Raw genomic sequence first — 19,393 nt, forward strand, 5'->3', positions numbered from 1 at the left:
GGGACTCGAACCCGTGTTTCAGCCGTGAAAGGGCCGCGTCCTAGACCGCTAGACGAAGGGGCCATTCCGAGCTGCGCCGGAGGCAGGACCGGCCCTCTAGCGGTGGGTTGCGGGGGGGTCAACCCCCTGATCGCAGATAAATTGCACTCTTTGTGGCACGCCATTGAGGCAGGCTGATTTCAGTCCGCGAATGCGGCGTCGTCGATGTGCAATTCAGCCTGAGGGCGGCTGCCCCAGTCGTCGATTTTCGCCCGTCCGGCAAGCCAGAGGCGGCGACCCTGCGAGGCATGGAGCAGGGCCTGGCCCATCTCGGTTTCGGCAGAACGGAAGGCCATGGCCTTGAAACGGCCGCCATCCGTGCCGCCGACGATCAGCCGGACGTGGTCTGCGCCCACGACGTCGGCCTTGACGATCCGCACCGGGCCGACCGCCACGCGCGGTCCCGGCCAGCCCATGCCGTAGGGGCCGGCGCTTTCCAGGGTTTCGACCAGCGTAGGCGTCAATCCGCCCGGCGCGAGCGCGAGATCGAGCAGCATCGCCTGATTTGCGCTGGCGTGTGAAACGTCGGTGGCAAGACGCGAATCGAGCCATTCGGACAGGGCTTCGAGCTTGTCGGGCGCGATCGTGAGGCCCGCTGCCATGGCATGGCCGCCGCCCGCCACCAAGAGGCCCGTCTCGCGTGCGGCAATGATCGCTGCACCAAGATCGACCCCGGTGATCGAGCGTCCCGATCCCTTGCCATTGCCCGCTTCGTCCGCGTCGAGCGCGATGACGAGCGTGGGCTTGCCGGTCTTTTCCTTGATCCGTCCGGCCACGATACCGATGACGCCCGGGTGCCATCCGGCGCCGGCAAGTACGAGGACCGCGCGGTTGTGCTGGCGATCGATCTGCGCTTCGGCCGCTTCCTGAACCGCCTGCTCGATCGCACGCCTTTCGTCGTTGAGGCGCGAGAGCTGGGCGGCGATGTCGCGCGCTTCGTCCGGATCGGTAGTGGTCAGCAGGCGGACGCCCAGAGTCGATTCGCCCACGCGGCCCCCGGCATTGATGCGCGGGCCGAGCGCGAAGCCGAGGTCGCTGCAGGTGGGCGCGCGGTTGAGGCGGCTTGCGTCGATCAGGGCCGACATGCCGATGTTGTCGCGCCGGGCCATGACCTTGAGCCCCTGGGCGACGAGCGCACGGTTGAGGCCATGAAGCGCGGCAACGTCGGCCACGGTGCCCAGTGCCACGAGGTCGAGAAGGGCGAACAGGTCAGGCTCGCGGCGTTCGGTGAAGAAGCCCTGACGACGCAGGGTGCGCACGGTGGCGACGGCGAGCAGGAAAGCGACGCCAACAGCGGCAAGATGGCCGTGATCTGCGCCTGTGGCGCTCTCGTCGAGGCGGTTCGGATTGACCAGAGCGGCGGCGCGCGGCAGTTCCGGTGAGCACTTGTGATGGTCCACGACGATCACGTCGACACCCGCGCCATGTGCCATTTCCAACGCTTCATGGGCCATCGCACCGCAGTCGACGGTGACGATCAGACTGGAGCCTTCCCCGGCAATGCGCACGAGCGCTTCGCCCGAGGGGCCGTAGCCTTCGAGCAGCCGGTCGGGAATGTAATAGCGGGCATCGTGGCCCAGCGAGCGCATGAGCAGGATCAGCAGGGCCGCACTCGTTGCGCCGTCGACGTCGTAGTCCCCGTAGACCGTCACGGCCTCGCCGGTCATGATCGCCTGCGCCAGCCGTTCGGCGGCCGCGTCCATGTCACGGAATTCGGACGGATCGGGCAGGAAGGCGCGCAGCGAAGGGGTGCGATGCCGGTCCAGGTCCTCACGCGGAACGCCGCGCGAAAGCAGGAGCTGGGTGACGATGTCGTTTTCCAGCCCGCCGGGACCGTCCGAGAGATCCATGTTGCCGCCGCGCCAGCGCCAGGCCTTGCCGGTGAGGGATTTGTCGATGCCGAAGAGCGAAGCAGATCGAGAAGCCATGCCTTTACGATTATACGAGCGCGTGACCAGCGGGAAGGCTTGAGCCCACAGGTTCATGCCCTTTCAACAGCACAAGGCGTGACAGCAGGCCACTAACGCGACTAGTTTTGACGGATGGCAGCGCCCCGTTCCACGCCCGCAATGCGGCCCATCGGCCCTGACTTGCCGTGAGCGAGCCTGTCCTTGTCGTGATCTGGCATTCCCGGACCGGCGCCTCGCGGGCGATGGCGGCGCAAGTGGCAGAGGGAGCTGGAAGCCGCGCTCGCCTGATTGCGGCCGCCGATGTCGTGCCGGAGGATTTGCTGGCTGCGGGGGGCTACGTCTTCGTCTGCCCCGAAAACCTCGCGACGGTGTCGGGCATGATGAAGGAGATGTTCGACCGCTGCTATTACCCGGTGCTCGGTCGGATCGAGGGCAGGGCCTATGCCACGGTCATCGCCGCGGGATCGGATGGATCGGGCGCGCAGGCCCAGATCGATCGCATTGCCACGGGCTGGCGTCTCAAGCGGGTGGCTGACCCGATGATCGTCAATCTGCAGGCGCAGACGCCCGAGGAAATTCTTGCCGAAAAGACTGTCCCTCGCGAGCGTCTGCAGGAATGCCGCGATCTCGGCGCGGCGATGGGCGAGGGGCTTTCGCTCGGCATCTTCTGAGACGGCGGCCATCGGGATTAAGTTTCGGCAACCGGCTCGACGGTTTCGGGAACAAGCGGAAGAATCCCGATTTAACGCCTAAGTCTCTGAAAGTAAGTTCCATGTCGCCCCCGGACAGCCCTGTCGAAAATTCCAATCCCGGTGCTACGCTCGTCTTCGCGGAAGGTGCGCGGCCAACAGCCTGCGCTCTTGCGTCCCTATTCGATTCACCGGCGATGCTGGGGATCGGTTCCGTTGTCGCCAATCGATCCCATCTCACCGGAAATGGGATCGAGGCGCTTGCTGGCGGTCTGGCATTCGACCTGCGCTTCGCGGATGGTCCAGCGCCGGACGGACAGGTCATCCGGATCGAGCCCGGCGAGCATGTTGCCGCTGGCGTGACCTTGCTCCCGGTCGTCAGGGCGCTCGCGGGGCTCGTCGCCAACCTGGCGCTTCACTTGCCCGTCGCAGCGATCGCCTGGGACATGGCGGGGACCGTCGCACAACCGCAGGAGTTCTCACGCGCGGCACTCAACTGGCTGGCCGGGGGACCTTTTCCGGCGCAGTGCCTGACCTCCCTGACGGTCAAGTCGGACGGCAGCATCGCCAGCGAAGGGCTGGTTCACTTCACCGGACAGGAAATGTACCTTGTCGGTGCGGAGGGCGAGGTCGAGGCGACGGCGATACGGCTCGCCGTTGGCGTGGTCGATCAACTGGTTCGCCAGGGGCGCCTGCTGGCCCCGCGGGAGTTTACCATTGCCGGCACCGGATTGCTGGCCGAGCCCTCGCAATATGAGGATCGGGTCTGGGTCTGGCGCAAGCGCTAGGCTTTGCCGGTCAAGTTCCTCCGGTGCGGGCCCGCAGGTCTGCCTTGGCAGCCTCGTACTCGGCATGGAGCTTGGCGACGCGGTCGGCAACCGGTTCGATTGCCTTGATCGCGCCGATGCCTTGCCCTGCGCCCCAGATGTCCTTCCAGGCCTTGGCTTCCATCTTGCCGCCCGAACCGAAATCCATCTGGCTCTTGTCGCCCTCTGGCAGATTGTCGGGGTCCATGCCCGCTGCCTCGATCGAGGGGCGCAGGTAATTGCCGTGGACACCGGTGAAGAGGCTGGAATTTACGATGTCGGCGGCGTGGCTGTCGACGATCGACTGCTTGTACCCTTCGACGGCATTCGCCTCCGGCGTCGCGATCCAGGGCGAGCCGATATAGGCGAAGTCGGCGCCCAAAGCCTGGGCTGCGAGAATCGAGCGACCGCAAGCGATGGCGCCCGAGAGGGCGAGCGGGCCGTCGAACCACTCGCGGATTTCCTGTACCAGCGCGAAGGGCGATTGCGTGCCCGCATGACCGCCGGCTCCCGCAGCCACTGCGATCAGGCCGTCCGCGCCCTTTTCCATCGCCTTGCGTGCAAAACGGTTGTCGATGACGTCATGTAGGACGAGCCCGCCCCAGCCGTGAACCGCGGCATTGATGTCTTCGCGTGCGCCCAGCGAGGTGATGACAAGCGGCACTTTCCACTTCGCACACATCGCCAGATCCTCTTCCAACCGGTTGTTGGAGCGGTGAACGATGAGATTGACGGCGAAGGGCACGCCGCAATCGGCGGTTTCCTCGTTGATCCGGTGCAGCCATTCGTCGAGTTGGCTGGCGGGGCGCGCATTGAGGGCGGGAAAGCTGCCGACAATTCCCGAGCGCACTTGAGCCATGACGAGGTCCGGATTGGAAACGATGAACATCGGCGAGCCGATGACCGGGAGGCGCAGATTGTCGAAGAGTGCGGGCAGGGCCATTTCAGTTCCGTTTAATCGATCAATTAAACGGCAGGCTAATGCGGTCCGGCAGCGCTGTCGAGAGGCTGCATAAACCGATCCGGCAAGGGAAAGCCGGGGGCGTCAAAAGCGAAAGGGGCCTGCCATCCGGCAAGCCCCTTGTCTTGATCGGTCGGATCAGGCGGCGTTGCTGGCAGCATTGGCCGCGCTGAGCACGGCCCTAACGCTGGCGGTCGCGACGTCCTCATCGATGCCCACGCCCCAGATCGTGCGGCCATCGCTCGTCACGCACTCGACGTAGGCTGCCGCGCGCGCGTCCGAACTGGAGCCCATCGAGTGTTCGGCGTAGTCGCGCACTTCGAGGGTGACGCCAAAGCTTTCGGCCAGGGTCGCCGTGACCGAAGAGATCAGGCCGTTGCCACGACCCGATACGGTCTGTTCCTTGCCGTCGACGCCGATCTTGCCGGCAAAGACGCGGGTCCCGTCGGATGCGCGCTTCTCGTCCCAGTCGATGAGCTGGAAGTGCTGCGGTTCATCGATGCGATAGACCTTGCGGAACACGTCCCAGATATCGCCGGCCTGCAGTTCGCGGCCCAGTTCGTCTGCCAGGTCCTGCACGTGCTTGGAGAAGTGCGCCTGCATGCGCTTGGGCAGCTTGAGACCCTGATCCTGCTCGATCACCCAGGCAAAGCCGCCCTTGCCCGACTGCGAGTTGACGCGGATGACCGCCTCGTAGTTGCGGCCCAGATCCGCCGGATCGATCGGCAGGTAGGGAACGGCCCAGGTCTCGTCGTTGCGCTTCTCGCGCGCGGCAAAGCCCTTCTTGATCGCATCCTGGTGCGAGCCGGAGAAGGCGGTGAAGACCAGTTCGCCGCCATAGGGATGGCGTTCGGGGACCTTGAGCTGGTTGCAGTACTCGACGGTCTGGATGACTTCGTCGATGTCCGAGAAATCCAGCTCCGGATCAACACCTTGCGTGTACATGTTGAGAGCGACTGTCACCAGGCAGCAGTTGCCGGTGCGCTCGCCATTGCCGAACAGGCAGCCCTCGACGCGGTCGGCGCCGGCCATCAGCCCCAGCTCGGCAGCAGCCACGCCGGTGCCGCGGTCGTTGTGCGTGTGCAGGCTGATTACCGCGCTCTCGCGGTTGGGCAGGTTGCGGCAGAAGTATTCGATCTGGTCGGCGTAGATGTTCGGCGTTGCCGCCTCGACCGTCGCCGGCAGGTTGAGGATGATCGGATGCTCAGGCGTGGGCTGGAGCACTTCCATCACCGCTTCGCAGCACTCGATCGAGAAATCGAGTTCCGCGGTCGAGAACGTCTCGGGCGAGTACTCGAAGTGCCACTTGGTCTGTGGGTACTTCGCCGCCTGGTCACGCATGACCTTGGCGCCGTTGACCGCGATCTGGCGCACTTCGGACTGGTCCATCCCGAAAACGACCTGACGCCACAGCGGCGAGACTGCGTTGTAGAGGTGGACGATGGCGGCATGAACGCCGGCCAGGCTTTCGAACGACTTTTCGATCAGGTCCTGCCGCGACTGGGTCAGCACCTGCACCAGTACGTCCTCGGGGATACGTCCGGTGTCGACCAGACCGCGGATGAAGTCGTAGTCGGTCGCGCCCGAGCTGGGGAAGCCGACTTCGATCTCCTTCAGGCCCACCTTGACCAGCAGGTCGAAGAAGCGGGTCTTCTTTTCCGAGCTCATCGGGTCGATGAGCGCCTGGTTGCCGTCACGCAGATCGGTGGAGAGCCAGCGCGGTGCCTTGGTGATGACCTGCGAGGGCCACTGGCGATCCTGCAGCTGGATCTGCGGGAAAGGGCGATATTTGACCGAAGGGTCTTTCAGCATAGTCATGGGTAGTGTCTCGCTCGGGAAAGTCTGCGCTTTGCGTGTCGTCTTATCAGGTCCCTTGAGCGCCGAGCGCGCCGACCGGACGACGCGTCACCTCACGCCCAAGGGCGGGTAAGTCGCAGAAGAAGGCCAAGCCGGAGAGTCATGACAGTGCCTATGGGGACAGCCGGAGGAGATGTAAAGGGGGAAACGCGGTCAGGCCCGCGCGCTGCGCAGCGTCTGGGGATGTCGCCGATAAGCGCGCGCGGGCGTGGGATCAGGGTGTCAGTTGCACCCGAACTTTTCGATCATGCCCTTGTCGTCGAGGAACACGTTGAGGCGGTTCGGGCGGTAATCCATGGTCATGGCCGAGCCGGGCTTGAGTACACGGATCGGGTTGTCGCCGCGCCATTGCCGGATCAGGCCCAGCACTTCCTCATTGGCTGGCTGCCCGACATAGGCGCCGAGCTGTTCGGCGCCGCAACTTTCGGCGATCGGCGGCGGCGGTGCGGTTTCGGGCGCAGTCTGGTCCCCGGTACAGGCGCTCAATGCCAGGACACTGGCGCCCAGTACGCCAGCAAGCATCAGCGAACGCGGTGCGGTCATATTTTCGTACTCGATTTCAAGAGGTTGTCCTGAATGAATTCGTGCGCTGGAGCAATGCACCTGTACAGATAGTGACCTGGAGTATCAGGCCGCGTTCAGGACCCCGGTTTGTCCGCGGCAGCTTTCATGAAGGCGGCAGCGATCTTGAGTTCGACCTCGTCGGAAACCATCGGAATTCCGAAATCGAGCCCGAAGTCGCTGCGCTTGAGCGTACCCGTCGCATCGAAGCCAAGACCCTCGCCGCCGCCCATCTGTGGCGGCATCGTCCCGGCGCCGTGGAAGAGCACCTGCAGGGTGACGGGCTTGGTGATCCCGTTCAGAGTTAGATTGCCGGTCATCTCTGCCTGCTGGTCTCCGGTGATCCTGACCAAGGTGGAGACGAAGCGCGCGTCTTCCGGCTTGGGGCCGAAGAAGTCGGGCTTCCCGCCTTCGCTGGCGGGGGCCTTGAGCAGGTGGCTCTTCAACCCGGCGCTGGCAACGGTGACGCTTGCCACGGGAATGCTCATGGCGACGCGCGCCTGTTCGGGGCGTTTGGGATCGATGTCCAGCGTTCCGGCGACGTCGCCGAAGATCCCGAAATAGGGCGTGAAGCCGAGGTGATCGACGCTCCATTCGACGAGCGTGTGGTGCGGATCGGCCTCGTAGTGCCCACCGCTGACCAACGATGGATCGGGTTTGCCGAAAGCGGAGGGTGGCGCAGCAGGTGCGGGGTCGGCTTCCGCTTCCTGCGCAGGGAGCGGCGTGGAAAGCGCGAAAGCAGCTGCAAAGGCAATTGCGGGCGGAAGCGCGCAGACAGCGCCGAGCAGTCGGTTCATCAGGAAGTCCTCCCGGTCGTTACGTTCTGTTGCGAACGGCCCGGCCGGGAGTTTGTTCCGAAAAGACGAACGACGCAAGCCGTTCGTCTTTTCCGTCTGTTTTGAATTAGTTCTTGGTCTTGTCGACCAGTGCGTTGGCACCGATCCAGGGCATCATGGCGCGCAGCTTGGCGCCGGTTTCCTCGATCGGGTGACGCAGGGCAGCCTTGCGCGAAGCCTTCAGCTCGGGCTGGCCGGCGCGGTTGTCCATCACGAAGTCCTTGACGAATCGGCCCGACTGGATGTCTTCCAGAACGCGCTTCATTTCCTTCTTGGTCTCTTCGGTGATGATGCGCGGACCGGTCTTGATGTCGCCGTATTCGGCGGTGTTCGAGATCGAGTAGCGCATGTTGGCAATGCCGCCTTCATACATCAGGTCGACGATCAGCTTCAGCTCGTGAAGGCATTCGAAGTAGGCCATCTCGGGAGCGTAGCCGGCTTCGACGAGGGTTTCGAAACCAGCCTGGACGAGCGCGGTCGCACCGCCGCACAGAACGGCCTGCTCACCGAACAGGTCGGTTTCGCACTCTTCACGGAAGTTGGTTTCGATGATGCCCGAGCGGCCGCCACCGACGCCCGAAGCGTAGGCGAGGGCGATATCCTGCGCATTGCCGGTCACGTCCTGATGGATCGCGATGAGGCAGGGCACGCCGCCACCGCGCTGGTATTCCGAACGCACGGTGTGGCCCGGGCCCTTCGGCGCGATCAGGAACACATCGATGTCGGCGCGGGGTTCGATCAGGCCGAAGTGGACATTGAGGCCGTGGGCGAAGGCAAGCGCCGCGCCGGGCTTCAGGTTCTCATGGATGTCGGCGGCGTAGATCGCGGCCTGGTGCTCGTCGGGCGCCAGGATCATGAGCACGTCGGCCCATGCGGCTGCTTCCTTGTTCGTCAGGACCTTGAAGCCGGCGGCTTCGGCCTTCTTGGCAGTTGCCGAACCTTCGCGCAGCGCGATGGCCACGTCCTTCACGCCGCTGTCGCGCAGGTTCTGCGCGTGGGCATGGCCCTGGCTGCCGTAGCCGAGAATGGCGATCTTCTTGCCGGTGATCAGGTTGATGTCGCAATCGGCGTCGTAATAGACTTTCATTGGTCTTTCCTTCCGTCATCCCGACACTGGCCGGGATCGCTGTCGATCATGCGCCGCCGCTCGGGACGGAGATCCCGAAATTCGGTTCGGGACGACGCAAACTCAAAAAAATCAGGCTTCTTCCGCCCCGCGGATCATCGCCACGATACCCGTTCGTCCGACCTCGACGAGGCCGAGTTCGCGCATCAGCGTGACGAAAGTGTCGATCTTGTCCGGCGCACCGGTCAGTTCGAAGATGAAGCTGCCGGTGGTCGTGTCGACCGGCTTGGCCCGGAACACGTCGGCGATGCGCAGCGCCTCGACGCGCTTCTCGCCAACGCCGGCCACCTTTACCAGCGCCAGTTCGCGCTGCACGTAAGGGCCGACTTCGGTCAGGTCGACGACCTTGTGGACCGGAACCAGACGCTCGAGCTGGGCGTGGATCTGGTCGATCTGGCTCGGCGGGCCGTGCGTGACGATCGTGATCCGGCTCACCGAATGGTTCTCGGTGATGTCGGCCACGGTCAGGCTGTCGATGTTGTAGCCGCGCGCGGTAAACAGGCCCGCGATCTTGGCGAGGATACCGGCCTCGTTGTCGACCGTGACGGTCAGGACGTGCCGTTCCTCGGCCTCGTGCTTGATATGCATCATCATGTTTTCCTTCGGGACCGGCTCAGACGAGTGCCTTGGCTTCGTCGTCCATGGTGCCGGCCACGGTGTCTCCGTAGAGGATCATCTCGGTGTGCGAGGCGCCCGAGGGAATCATCGGGAAGCAGTTCGATTCCTTGGCGACCAGGCAATCGACGATCACCGGGCCGTCATGCTCGATCATGGCCTTGATACCGGCGTCGAGCTGGCTTTCGTTCTCGATGCGGATGCCCTTCCAGCCATAGGCTTCGGCGAGCTTCACAAAGTCGGGCAGGCTGTCCGAATAGGAGTTCGAATAGCGGCTCTCGTAAGTGAGTTCCTGCCACTGACGGACCATGCCCATCCACTCGTTGTTGAGGATGAAGACCTTGACCGGCAGGCGATACTGCGTGGCGGTGCCCATCTCCTGGATGTTCATCTGAATCGAGGCGTCGCCGGCGATGTCGATGACGAGGCTGTCCGGGTTGCCGCACTGCGCGCCGATCGCGGCGGGCAGGCCGTAACCCATGGTGCCCAGACCGCCCGAGGTCAGCCACTTGTTCGGACCGAAGAAGTGGAAGTGTTGCGCCGCCCACATCTGGTGCTGGCCCACTTCGGTGGAAATCACCGGGTCCTTGTCCCTGGTCAGCTCGAACAGCCGCTGTATCGCCAGCTGGGGCATGATCGCCTCCTTGCTGAGCGGGAACGACAGGCTCTTCTTCTCGCGCCAGCCGTCGATGCGGGCCTTCCACGCGGACAGGTCCTGCGGCTTGCGGCTGCCCCAGCCTTCGAGGATCTGCTCGATCACCGAAGCACAGTCGCCGACGATCGGCAGGTCGACCTGCACCGTCTTGTTGATCGACGAACGGTCGATGTCGACGTGGATCTTCTTCGAGTTCGGCGCGAAGGCGTCGAGGCGACCGGTGACGCGGTCGTCGAAGCGCGCGCCGAGGCAGACGATCAGGTCCGCCTGGTTCATCGCCAGGTTCGCTTCGTAGGTGCCGTGCATACCCAGCATGCCCAGCCAGTCGGCGTGGTCGGCCGGGAAGGCACCAAGACCCATCAGGGTCGAGGTGACCGGCGCGCCGGTCTTTTCCTGCAGTTCGCGCAGGAGCTGCGTGGCGCGCAGACCCGAATTGATGATGCCGCCGCCGGTATAGAGGACCGGAGCCTTGGCCGAGGCGATCATGTCGATGGCCTGCGCGATCTCGTCCGCCCCGCCCAGCGTCGGGGGCGAGTAACGGTTGCGGCGCTGCGCCGGAGCGTCAGTCCAGGGCGCGGTGGCGATCTGAACGTCCTTGGGGATGTCGATCAGGACCGGGCCGGGGCGGCCGGTCGTCGCGATCTGGAACGCCTCGTCTATGGTCGCGGCAAGGTCGGCCGGGTCCTTCACGAGGTAGTTGTGCTTGGTGCAGTGGCGCGAGATGCCAACGGTATCGGCTTCCTGGAACGCGTCCGAGCCGATCAGCGCGGTCGGAACCTGGCCGGTGATGACGACGAGCGGAATCGAATCGAGGAAGGCATCGGCGATGCCGGTGACGGCATTGGTCGCGCCCGGGCCCGAAGTGACCAGGACGACACCGGGCTTGCCGGTCGAACGGGCGTAGCCTTCGGCCGCATGGGCCGCGCCGGCTTCATGGCGCACGAGGATGTGGCGAAGCCGTTCGTCGCCGAAGAGAGCATCGTAGATCGGAAGCACGGCACCACCGGGATAGCCGAATACGAACTCGACTCCCTGACGGACCAGGCTTTCAACCAGGATGTTCGCGCCGCTGCGCTCTTCACTCACAACACATTCCTCTTCGTATTCCGGTGCACGGCCCCCGAAAGGCCGCTTCAGAAAGCCCGCTTCCATAGGAGGATCGGCCCCGGAAACAAGCATTTCCGCAGGCCACGCGCTCTCTAATGAAACCGACCCGACACGACAATCGTCGCGCCGGGTCATCCTCTCCTCCCTGCATAACTTCCATCAGCAGGTGCTGGTGGCCTCTACGGGACCGTAAATGTTACGTCAAATGAAAAATTCGAAATAAAATTTCACGCATTGCATTGGAATCAAAATTTTCAAACGGCAATCTTGGCCAATCTTCCGGGGGTTGGTGCCGCAGCCATGTGAACTGTCGTTTGGCGTAATTGCGGGTTGCCTGGCTGCCGCGGGCTGTGGCTTCCCCGAGCGTCCATTCGCCGCGCACGACTCCGGCAAGCTCAGGCACGCCGATGGCGCGCATGACAGGCAGGGTGGGATCGAGATCGCGGGCAAGGAGCGCCTCGACTTCGGCAAGTGCGCCGCGCTCGATCATTCGCTCGAAGCGCAGATCGCAGCGCCGGTAGAGCGCCTGCCGTTCGGGCAGGAGAATTGCGGGAAACACGGTGACGGTATCGGCGATGCCGCCTGTGGTTTCGGTTTGCCATTGTGCCAGCGTCTTCCCGCTCGACCTGACGACTTCGAGTGCGCGGGCGATGCGGGCGGCGTCGGCGGGGGCGAGGCGGGCGGCGCGTTCCGGGTCCTCCTGCCGGAGCGCGGCATAGGCATCTTCGACGGGCAGCGCGCGAACCGCCTCGCGAATTCCGGGCTCGATAGCAGGTACCGGCGCGATGCCTTCCAGCAGTGTCCTTATATATAGGCCGGTACCGCCAACGAGGATGGGCAGGGCGCCGTCGGCGTGGATCTGGCTGATCGTGCGGCGCGCGGCATCGGCCCAGTCTGCTGCCGAGCAGCTTTGCGCCCCGTCCCAGTCTCCGAACAGGCGGTGCTCGATTCCCCCCATTTCCTCAGGCGTCGGCCGTGCGCTGAGAACCTGCAGGTCGGCGTAGACCTGCGAGCTGTCGGCATTGACGACGACGCAGCGACGGCCGTGCCTCTCGAGTTCCTGTGCCAGCATGACCGCACAATCGCTCTTGCCGCTGGCGGTCGGCCCTGCGATGAGCGCCAGCGGTGGCCGGTCTCCGGTTGCAATATTCAACGATGCATCAAGGATATTCGCAGTGCTCATTGCCCGGCTGATAGCAGAACCGGATCATCTCTCCGCAAGAATCGACGCGGCCCGGGCCGATATGGAAAAACGGGGTGTGCGCCTCGCCGAGGCTTCCATGCTCGATTTCTGCGGACAGACGATGCAGATCGAGTCGCCCGACAGCGATGCTTCGGCCATGCGCGCCTCGCTCGATGCCCATTTCGAGGAGACCGACGGCCTCGTTTGCGAGAGCGAGCCGCAAGTGCCCGCGCTGTTCATTTCCGACATGGATTCGACCATGATCGGGCAGGAATGCATTGACGAACTGGCCGACTTCGCTGGCCTCAAGGACCGCATTGCCGACATTACCGAGCGCGCCATGCAGGGCGAGCTGGACTTCGAACAGGCCCTGCGTGAACGCGTTGGACTGCTCGAGGGTCTGTCGATCGAAGCGATCGACCAGTGCCTTGCCGGTCGCATCCAGCCCATGCCGGGATCGAAGGTCCTGGTGCAGACGCTCAAGAAGTTGGGTTGCCGTACCGTTCTGGTGACGGGTGGCTTCCACCACTTTGCCGATCCGGTCGCCGAGTGGCTGGGCTTCGAAGAGGTCGTGGGCAATCGCCTGGAGGTCGCGGATCGCAAGCTGACCGGTGGCCTTGTCGGCGGCATCGTCGACAGCTCGGTCAAGAAGGGCACGCTGCAATCGATCATGGCCGAACTGGCGGAAGGCGCGACCAGTCTCGCCACCGGCGATGGCGCCAACGATATTCCGATGCTTGAAGCGGCCACGTACGGCATCGCCTATCACGCCAAGCCCAAGGCGCGCGCTGCCGCCAATGGCTGGATCAACCGCGGTGACCTGACTTCGGTTTTGCGCCTGCTCGGCATTCCCGAGAAGGACTGGGTTCGCGATTGATGCGATGACCTGACCTGGCCCTCATCCTCGATGTTGCGTAGTGGCGGGGAGGATGAGGGGAGGTCGTTGCTGATCCAGCGGTAGCGCCGAAGAGGGATTCGGGTAAGCAATCCCAGGCGCTTGCTCGAAGCGCTGAGATTGCCCCTGCGTCAGTCGATTTCGCGACCGCCACCTTCCCATTTTGCCATGCAAGACAGGGAGGAGTTTCCAGAATGAAATCCTCCCCATCGCGATGATCGGGGGAGCGAAGCCAACCGCAGGCTGGCGGAGCGTTTTACGCCTCCATCCAGTCCCGGAAGAATGCCTCGTTGGCTTCGCGAAGATCGGCGATTTCGACGCCGGCGACCTTGCTTCCGCCGACGGTGCCGATCTTGACCGCGCCGGGCAGATCGGTTCCGGCCGGGGCGGTCACGACGTAACGGCCCTGGTCTTCACCGAAGGCTTCGGCGGTGGTGAGGTCGGTGTCGAGCGTGCAGCCCTTGCCGCTCGCAAGGGCCATTTCGGCCAGCGCGACGAGCAGGCCGCCGTCGCTGACGTCGTGGACGGCGGTAACCTTGTCCTGACCGATCCACTCACGCACGGTTGCGCCGTTGGCGCGTTCGGCTTCGAGGTCGACCTTCGGCGCTTCGCCCGCTTCCTGGCCGGCAATCTCGCGCAGCCACAGCGACTGGCCGAGGTGCGTGCCCGAACCGCCCAGCACGAAGATGGCGTCGCCTTCGTTCTTGAAGGCGATCGTGGCCATCTTGTCGTGGTCGACGAGCAGGCCGACGCCGCCGATCGCCGGGGTCGGCAGGATGGCCGATCCGCCGCCGGTGGCCTTCGATTCGTTGTAGAGCGAGACGTTGCCGGACACGATCGGATAGTCGAGCGCGCGGCAGGCATCGCCCATGCCGTTAAGGCAGCCAACGATCTGCGCCATGATCTGCGGACGCTGCGGGTTCGCGAAGTTGAGGCAGTTGGTGATCGCCAGCGGCAGACCGCCGACCGCGCAGATGTTGCGGTAAGTCTCGGCGACAGCCTGCTTGCCGCCCTCATAGGGGTCGGCATAGCAGTAGCGCGGGCTGCAGTCGGTGCTGATCGCCAGTGCCTTCTGCGTGCCGTGGACACGCACGACCGCGGCGTCGCCGCCGGACTTCTGCATGGTGTCGGCGCCGACCTGGCTGTCGTACTGTTCCCAGATCCACTTGCGCGAGGCGAGGTCCGCGCCGCCCATGAGCCTCAGCAGGTCGGCTCCCGGATCGGTGGTTTCCGGCACGTCAACCAGCGCAGGCACCTGGGCCCAAGCCTTGTATTCTTCGGGGCTGACGTAAGGACGCTCGTATTCCGGCGCATCGTCGGCGAGCGGGCCGAGCGGAATGTCGCAGACCACTTCGCCGTCGAATTCGAGGACCATGTGACCGGTGTCGGTCACTTCGCCGATCACCGCGAAGTCGAGTTCCCACTTCTTGAAGATCGCTTCGGCCATGGCTTCCTTGCCCGGCTTGAGGACCATGAGCATGCGCTCCTGGCTCTCCGAAAGCATCATCTCGTAAGGCGTCATCGCCTCTTCGCGGCACGGCACCTTGTTCATGTCGAGCCGGATGCCGGCGCCGCCCTTGCTGGCCATCTCGACCGAGGAGGAGGTGAGGCCGGCCGCGCCCATGTCCTGGATCGCGACGATCGCGTCGGTGGCCATCAGCTCGAGGCAGGCCTCGATCAGCAGCTTTTCGGTGAAGGGGTCGCCGACCTGCACGGTCGGGCGCTTCTCGTCCGAATTCTCGTCGAAGTCGGCCGAGGCCATGGTGGCGCCGTGGATGCCATCACGGCCGGTCTTCGAGCCGACGTAGACGATCGGGTTGCCGAGGCCGGTGGCGGCGCAGTAGAAGATCTTGTCGGTTTCGGCCACGCCCACGGTCATCGCGTTGACGAGGATGTTGCCGTCGTACGCCTTGTGGAAGTTTGTCTCGCCGCCGACGGTGGGGACGCCCACGCAGTTGCCGTAGCCGCCGATTCCCGCGACCACGCCCTGGACGAGATGCTTCATCTTCGGGTGCTCGGGGCGGCCGAAACGCAGCGCGTTCATGTTCGCGACCGGGCGCGCGCCCATCGTGAACACGTCGCGCAGGATGCCGCCGACGCCCGTCGCCGCGCCCTGGTAGGGCTCGATGTAGCTGGGGTGGTTGTGGCTCTCCATCTTGAAGATGGCCGCCTGGCCGTCGCCGATGTCAATGACGCCGGCGTTCTCGCCGGGGCCTTGGATGACCCAGGGCGCCTCGGTCGGCAACTTCTTGAGGTGGAAGCGACTCGACTTGTACGAGCAATGCTCCGACCACATGACCGAAAAGATGCCGAGTTCCACAAGGTTCGGCTCTCGGCCGAGCGCATGAAGGACGCGCTCGTATTCCTCGGGGCTGAGGCCGTGGGCCTCGACGACTTCAGGGGTGATTCCGCTCATGCGACGCGCCTTAGCCATGTCAACGCGCGCGCGCTAGTCCGCTTCACGCGCTGAATGGTCCGCATCGTGCCCTGAAGCGGCGTTCCGGGCCTCAAGAACATGGCAAAACGCGTTTCTCCGGTTCCCACCTTGACCGTCCGACACGAGACGGCCATTGCTGCGGCATGAACGGAGAGACCCCGAACATCGACGCCTTGAGCTTTGAGGATGCGCTGCGCGCGCTGGAAGACGTGGTGCGCAAGCTGGAAAGCGGCGATGTGCCGCTTGAGGATTCGATCACGCTTTACGAACGTGGTGAAGAACTGCGCAAGCATTGCCAGAAGCGCCTCGATGCGGCCCAGGCGCGGATCGAGAAGATCGTCGCCGGACCCGATGGAGTGCCGTCCGGCACCCAGCCTTTCGATACTGCGGATCGCTGAGTCGTGGCCCAGGGCGTAGCCGACTCGCTGCTCGCAGAGGGTCTTGTGCGCATCGCGTCCGAGATCGACGGCGCATTCGATGCACTCCTGCCGGTACCCGAAGATGCGCGCGCGCGACTGGTGGAAGCCATGCGTTATGCCGCGATCGGCGGCGGCAAGCGGCTGCGTCCGCTGTTGCTGACTTCGGTCGCCGAATTGTACGGAGTCGACCGCGGGGCCGCAGTGCGGGCCGCCGTCGCGATCGAGGCGATCCACGTCTATTCCCTTATCCATGACGATCTGCCGTGCATGGACGATGACGCCCTGCGTCACGGCAAGCCGACCGTTCACATCGCTTTCGACGAGGCGACGGCGGTTCTGGCCGGGGATTCGCTGCACGTTTTCGCTTTCGAGGTGCTTGCCGATCCGGCGACCTGTGCCGATCCGTTCACCCGGATCGAACTGGTCCAGGCGCTTGGCCACGCGAGCGGCGCTCAAGGTATGGCCGGCGGCCAGATGATGGACCTCGTCGCCGAGACGAGCGAGTTCGACCTGCAGACCGTCACGCGCCTGCAGCAGCTCAAGACCGGGGCGCTGCTTGGCGCGGCGGTCGAGATGGGCGCCATCCTGGGCCGGGTTTCGCCGGAAGGGCGTACACACCTTCGCGGCTATGCGCGCGACATCGGTCTCGCATTCCAGATCGCCGACGACCTGATCGACTATGAAGGCGATGCCGCCACGGCGGGCAAGGCCGTGGGCAAGGATGCCGGCGCGGGCAAGGAAACCTTCGTTTCGCTGCTCGGGCCCGAACGCGCGCGTGAGCAGGCGCGGCTGCTGGTTGACCAGGCGATCTCGTACCTTGCGCACTACGGCAAGGAAGCGGACCTGCTGCGTGCCGTGGCGCGCTACATCATCGAGAGGGATCATTGATGACGGCCTTGAAGTCTGCTGGCGAACGTGTCGGCGTTTATCCCGGTACTTTCGATCCGATCACGCGCGGTCATGCCGACATCATCCGGCGCGGGGCCAAGCTGGTCGATCGGTTGATCATCGGCGTCACCACCAACATGTCGAAGAACCCGCTTTTCACGCCAGACGAGCGTATAGCGATGGTGGAGCGTGAAGTGGCGAGCCTGGGCATCGAGAACGTCTCGGTGGTGGGTTTCAACGCACTGCTGATGAAATTCGCCGAAAAGCAGGGCGCAACGGTGATCGTGCGCGGCCTGCGCGCCGTGGCTGACTTCGAGTACGAGTACCAGATGGCTGGCATGAACCAGCAGCTTAACTCGAACATCGAGACCGTCTTCCTCATGGCCGATGTCAGCCTGCAGCCGATCGCGTCCAAGCTCGTGAAGGAAATCGCGATGTTCGGCGGCGATATCACCAAGTTCGTCAGCCCCGCAGTGCGCGACGACGTCGTCGATCGCATTGCCGCGACGGGTCTCAAGGGCGACTACTGAACAGATCGGTCCGTTTCGTTCATTGTCACGTCATCGCCGGCGCTCTATCGCCCCCACGATGACTGGCTTCAGCTTGTGAGTAATCGATGAAATTTCGCCTTCCTCTCACCGCGACGATGATCGGGCTTGCGCTGGTGGCTGCACCGGCCCTGGCGAAGAAAAAGGATGTACCCGCTCCGGCTGCGCCGGCGCTTTCGTCGGTCGTCGACACGGACATGTCGCACGATCCGCAGAACATCCTGTTGCTCGATCTTTCGGACGGCGGCCGCGTGGCGATCCGCCTGATGCCGGAATGGGCGCCCCACCACGTGGAGCGGATCAAGTCGCTTGCCGAGCAAGGCTTCTACAACGGTGTCATCTTCCACCGCGTGATCGACGGCTTTATGGCGCAGACCGGCGACCCGACGGGAACCGGTCAGGGCGGCTCGCAACTGCCTGACCTGCAGGCCGAGTTCAATTCGCTGCCGCACTTGCGCGGGACCGTCTCGATGGCGCGCACCAACGATCCGAACAGCGCGAACAGCCAGTTCTTCATCGTGTTCTATCCGCGCTTCTCGCTCGACCACAAGTATACCGTGTTCGGCCGCGTGATTTCGGGCATGCAGTATGTCGATGCGATCCAGCGCGGCGAACCGCCGCAGAACCCGACGCGCATCGTTCAGGCGTCGCTCGCCTCCGATCACAAGGCGCCGCCTGCACCGGGTACTGTCGCAGCTTCGGCCACGGCGGCCCCGATTACCGCGGACCAGCTCAGCAATTCGACATCCGACTGAGCTGCGCAAAGGGCCCTATTGCAACGCCCGATCTTGTCGAAGTCCGCGCGCTGCTCTAGCGCGCGGCCATGCGCGTTGACCTCTTCGATTTCGACCTTCCCACCGAACGCATAGCGCTTCGTCCGGCCAAGCCGCGCGATGCCGCGCGCATGCTGGTGGTGGAGGGCGATGCACCGTTCTCCGACCGCCATGTACGCGACCTGCCGCAGAGGCTGCGCAAGGGCGACGTGCTGGTCTTCAACGATACCCGCGTGATCCCGGCCCAGCTGGAAGGTCGCCGCGGAGAGGCCCGGATCGGTGCGACCTTGCACAAGCGCATCGACCTGCGCCGCTGGCAGGCCTTCGTGCGCAATGCCAAGCGGCTCAAAGTGGGCGACCGGATCGAATTCCCGGCCGAAGTGACGGCGATTGCCGAGGCACGGCACGACGACGGCAGCTGGACGCTAGCCTTTGAGGGCGACGAGCCGGTCGAAGTGCTGCTCGAGCGGGCAGGGCGCATGCCGCTGCCGCCCTACATCGCCGGCAAGCGCGAGACCGACGAGGCCGACCGCTCGGACTACCAGACCATGTTCGCGCGCGAGAAGGGCGCGGTTGCCGCTCCCACTGCGGCGCTGCACTTTACGCCTGAACTCGTCGACCGGCTCGACGAAGCCGGTATTGCCCGCGAGACGCTGACGCTTCATGTCGGGGCGGGGACTTTCCTGCCGGTGAAGGCCGACGACACTGCCGACCACAAGATGCACGCCGAATGGGGACGCATCGACCAGGCCACCGCGGATCGTCTCAATGCCGCGCGCATGGCCGGTGGCCGCCTGATCGCCGTTGGCACGACCAGCCTGCGCCTGCTGGAAAGTGCGGCGGGTGACGACAACGTGATCCGGCCGTTCGAAGGCGATACCTCGATCTTCATCACCCCGGGCTATCGCTTCAAGGCGATCGACGGCCTGATGACCAACTTCCACCTGCCCAAGTCTACGCTGTTCATGCTCGTCAGCGCGCTGATGGGGCTGGAGAAGATGCAGGCAGTCTATGCCCACGCCATTGCCGAGGAATACCGCTTCTATTCCTATGGAGATTCGAGCCTGCTGCTGCCCTGATTCGGCAGA

At 64.4% G+C, this 19,393-nt stretch carries 18 protein-coding genes; 8 read left to right on the plus strand and 10 right to left on the minus strand.

Annotation, left to right across the window (positions count from 1 at the left end):
* Positions 1 to 179: 179 nt before the first annotated feature.
* Positions 180 to 1,967 carry a single-stranded-DNA-specific exonuclease RecJ gene (recJ, locus tag SPHV1_RS11505; RefSeq protein WP_054946189.1) on the minus strand — a complete coding sequence of 596 codons (1,788 nt, stop codon included), beginning with the start codon at positions 1,965 to 1,967 and terminating at the stop codon, positions 180 to 182.
* 167 nt (positions 1,968 to 2,134) lie between these two features.
* Here recJ and SPHV1_RS11510 point away from each other — a divergent pair, with 167 nt between their 5' ends.
* Entirely contained in the window at positions 2,135 to 2,620 is a 486-nt protein-coding gene (locus SPHV1_RS11510) for a flavodoxin family protein (protein WP_054946190.1), read from the plus strand.
* 101 nt (positions 2,621 to 2,721) lie between these two features.
* Positions 2,722 to 3,426: a hypothetical protein gene (locus SPHV1_RS11515; protein ID WP_054946191.1), complete on the plus strand. Its 705-nt coding sequence runs from the start codon at positions 2,722 to 2,724 to the stop codon at positions 3,424 to 3,426.
* A 10-nt stretch (positions 3,427 to 3,436) separates the two neighbouring features.
* Here SPHV1_RS11515 and SPHV1_RS11520 read toward each other — a convergent pair whose 3' ends face one another.
* The 8 genes from SPHV1_RS11520 to miaA all read right to left on the minus strand — a co-directional run bounded on the left by SPHV1_RS11520 (position 3,437) and on the right by miaA (position 12,345).
* Entirely contained in the window at positions 3,437 to 4,387 is a 951-nt protein-coding gene (locus SPHV1_RS11520; RefSeq protein ID WP_054946192.1) for a nitronate monooxygenase family protein, read from the minus strand.
* A 156-nt stretch (positions 4,388 to 4,543) separates the two neighbouring features.
* Positions 4,544 to 6,223 carry a 2-isopropylmalate synthase gene (leuA, locus tag SPHV1_RS11525; protein WP_054946193.1) on the minus strand — a complete coding sequence of 560 codons (1,680 nt, stop codon included), beginning with the start codon at positions 6,221 to 6,223 and terminating at the stop codon, positions 4,544 to 4,546.
* Between the two features lie 261 nt (positions 6,224 to 6,484).
* Positions 6,485 to 6,805, minus strand: a complete 321-nt coding sequence (locus SPHV1_RS11530; RefSeq protein WP_231634642.1) for an I78 family peptidase inhibitor — start codon at positions 6,803 to 6,805, stop codon at positions 6,485 to 6,487.
* 95 nt (positions 6,806 to 6,900) lie between these two features.
* Positions 6,901 to 7,620, minus strand: coding sequence for a YceI family protein (locus SPHV1_RS11535; RefSeq protein ID WP_054946194.1), 720 nt, complete (start codon positions 7,618 to 7,620; stop codon positions 6,901 to 6,903).
* 106 nt (positions 7,621 to 7,726) lie between these two features.
* Positions 7,727 to 8,746 (minus strand): ketol-acid reductoisomerase, encoded by a 1,020-nt coding sequence (ilvC, locus tag SPHV1_RS11540; RefSeq protein ID WP_054946195.1) that lies wholly within the window; start codon positions 8,744 to 8,746, stop codon positions 7,727 to 7,729.
* A 111-nt stretch (positions 8,747 to 8,857) separates the two neighbouring features.
* Positions 8,858 to 9,376, minus strand: coding sequence for an acetolactate synthase small subunit (ilvN, locus tag SPHV1_RS11545; RefSeq protein WP_038576682.1), 519 nt, complete (start codon positions 9,374 to 9,376; stop codon positions 8,858 to 8,860).
* Between the two features lie 22 nt (positions 9,377 to 9,398).
* Complete coding sequence (ilvB, locus tag SPHV1_RS11550) at positions 9,399 to 11,141, minus strand: biosynthetic-type acetolactate synthase large subunit (protein ID WP_054946234.1); 1,743 nt, start codon at positions 11,139 to 11,141, stop codon at positions 9,399 to 9,401.
* Between the two features lie 217 nt (positions 11,142 to 11,358).
* Positions 11,359 to 12,345 carry a tRNA (adenosine(37)-N6)-dimethylallyltransferase MiaA gene (miaA, locus tag SPHV1_RS11555; protein WP_054946235.1) on the minus strand — a complete coding sequence of 329 codons (987 nt, stop codon included), beginning with the start codon at positions 12,343 to 12,345 and terminating at the stop codon, positions 11,359 to 11,361.
* On the opposite strand from miaA, the gene serB reads away from it, so the two are divergent.
* Positions 12,338 to 13,222, plus strand: coding sequence for a phosphoserine phosphatase SerB (gene serB, locus SPHV1_RS11560; RefSeq protein WP_054946236.1), 885 nt, complete (start codon positions 12,338 to 12,340; stop codon positions 13,220 to 13,222). The two genes, miaA and serB, sit on opposite strands and share 8 nt — an antisense overlap.
* 274 nt (positions 13,223 to 13,496) lie before the next feature.
* On the opposite strand, the gene purL is transcribed toward serB, so the two are convergent.
* On the minus strand, positions 13,497 to 15,656 hold the full coding sequence (gene purL / locus SPHV1_RS11565; protein WP_054946196.1) for a phosphoribosylformylglycinamidine synthase subunit PurL: 2,160 nt from the start codon (positions 15,654 to 15,656) through the stop codon (positions 13,497 to 13,499).
* Positions 15,657 to 15,820: 164 nt separating this feature from the next.
* Here purL and SPHV1_RS11570 point away from each other — a divergent pair, with 164 nt between their 5' ends.
* The 5 genes from SPHV1_RS11570 to queA all read left to right on the plus strand — a co-directional run bounded on the left by SPHV1_RS11570 (position 15,821) and on the right by queA (position 19,384).
* A complete protein-coding gene (locus SPHV1_RS11570; protein WP_054946197.1) occupies positions 15,821 to 16,075 on the plus strand; it encodes an exodeoxyribonuclease VII small subunit in 255 nt (84 codons plus the stop codon).
* Positions 16,076 to 16,078: 3 nt separating this feature from the next.
* Positions 16,079 to 16,984 (plus strand): polyprenyl synthetase family protein, encoded by a 906-nt coding sequence (locus tag SPHV1_RS11575; RefSeq protein ID WP_054946198.1) that lies wholly within the window; start codon positions 16,079 to 16,081, stop codon positions 16,982 to 16,984.
* Positions 16,984 to 17,514 (plus strand): pantetheine-phosphate adenylyltransferase, encoded by a 531-nt coding sequence (coaD, locus tag SPHV1_RS11580; protein ID WP_054946199.1) that lies wholly within the window; start codon positions 16,984 to 16,986, stop codon positions 17,512 to 17,514. Before SPHV1_RS11575 ends, coaD begins: the two co-directional genes overlap by 1 nt.
* Positions 17,515 to 17,600: 86 nt before the next feature.
* On the plus strand, positions 17,601 to 18,287 hold the full coding sequence (locus SPHV1_RS11585) for a peptidylprolyl isomerase (RefSeq protein WP_054946200.1): 687 nt from the start codon (positions 17,601 to 17,603) through the stop codon (positions 18,285 to 18,287).
* Between the two features lie 68 nt (positions 18,288 to 18,355).
* A complete protein-coding gene (queA, locus tag SPHV1_RS11590) occupies positions 18,356 to 19,384 on the plus strand; it encodes a tRNA preQ1(34) S-adenosylmethionine ribosyltransferase-isomerase QueA (RefSeq protein ID WP_054946201.1) in 1,029 nt (342 codons plus the stop codon).
* The last annotated feature ends 9 nt before the right edge of the window (positions 19,385 to 19,393 follow it).

It is taken from the genome of Novosphingobium sp. KN65.2 (assembly GCF_001368935.1).
Lineage (GTDB): Bacteria > Pseudomonadota > Alphaproteobacteria > Sphingomonadales > Sphingomonadaceae > Novosphingobium > Novosphingobium mathurense.

Excerpts from the sequence above, each read along its gene's own strand:
- recJ (WP_054946189.1), bottom strand. The coding sequence starts at position 1,967 with ATGGCTTCTCGATCTGCTTCGCTCTTCGGCATCGACAAATCCCTCACC.
- SPHV1_RS11515 (WP_054946191.1), top strand. The coding sequence starts at position 2,722 with ATGTCGCCCCCGGACAGCCCTGTCGAAAATTCCAATCCCGGTGCTACG.
- SPHV1_RS11520 (WP_054946192.1), bottom strand. The coding sequence starts at position 4,387 with ATGGCCCTGCCCGCACTCTTCGACAATCTGCGCCTCCCGGTCATCGGC.
- leuA (WP_054946193.1), bottom strand. The coding sequence starts at position 6,223 with ATGACTATGCTGAAAGACCCTTCGGTCAAATATCGCCCTTTCCCGCAG.
- SPHV1_RS11530 (WP_231634642.1), bottom strand. The coding sequence starts at position 6,805 with ATGACCGCACCGCGTTCGCTGATGCTTGCTGGCGTACTGGGCGCCAGT.
- SPHV1_RS11535 (WP_054946194.1), bottom strand. The coding sequence starts at position 7,620 with ATGAACCGACTGCTCGGCGCTGTCTGCGCGCTTCCGCCCGCAATTGCC.
- ilvC (WP_054946195.1), bottom strand. The coding sequence starts at position 8,746 with ATGAAAGTCTATTACGACGCCGATTGCGACATCAACCTGATCACCGGC.
- ilvN (WP_038576682.1), bottom strand. The coding sequence starts at position 9,376 with ATGATGCATATCAAGCACGAGGCCGAGGAACGGCACGTCCTGACCGTC.
- miaA (WP_054946235.1), bottom strand. The coding sequence starts at position 12,345 with ATGAGCACTGCGAATATCCTTGATGCATCGTTGAATATTGCAACCGGA.
- purL (WP_054946196.1), bottom strand. The coding sequence starts at position 15,656 with ATGAGCGGAATCACCCCTGAAGTCGTCGAGGCCCACGGCCTCAGCCCC.
- SPHV1_RS11570 (WP_054946197.1), top strand. The coding sequence starts at position 15,821 with ATGAACGGAGAGACCCCGAACATCGACGCCTTGAGCTTTGAGGATGCG.
- coaD (WP_054946199.1), top strand. The coding sequence starts at position 16,984 with ATGACGGCCTTGAAGTCTGCTGGCGAACGTGTCGGCGTTTATCCCGGT.
- SPHV1_RS11585 (WP_054946200.1), top strand. The coding sequence starts at position 17,601 with ATGAAATTTCGCCTTCCTCTCACCGCGACGATGATCGGGCTTGCGCTG.
- queA (WP_054946201.1), top strand. The coding sequence starts at position 18,356 with ATGCGCGTTGACCTCTTCGATTTCGACCTTCCCACCGAACGCATAGCG.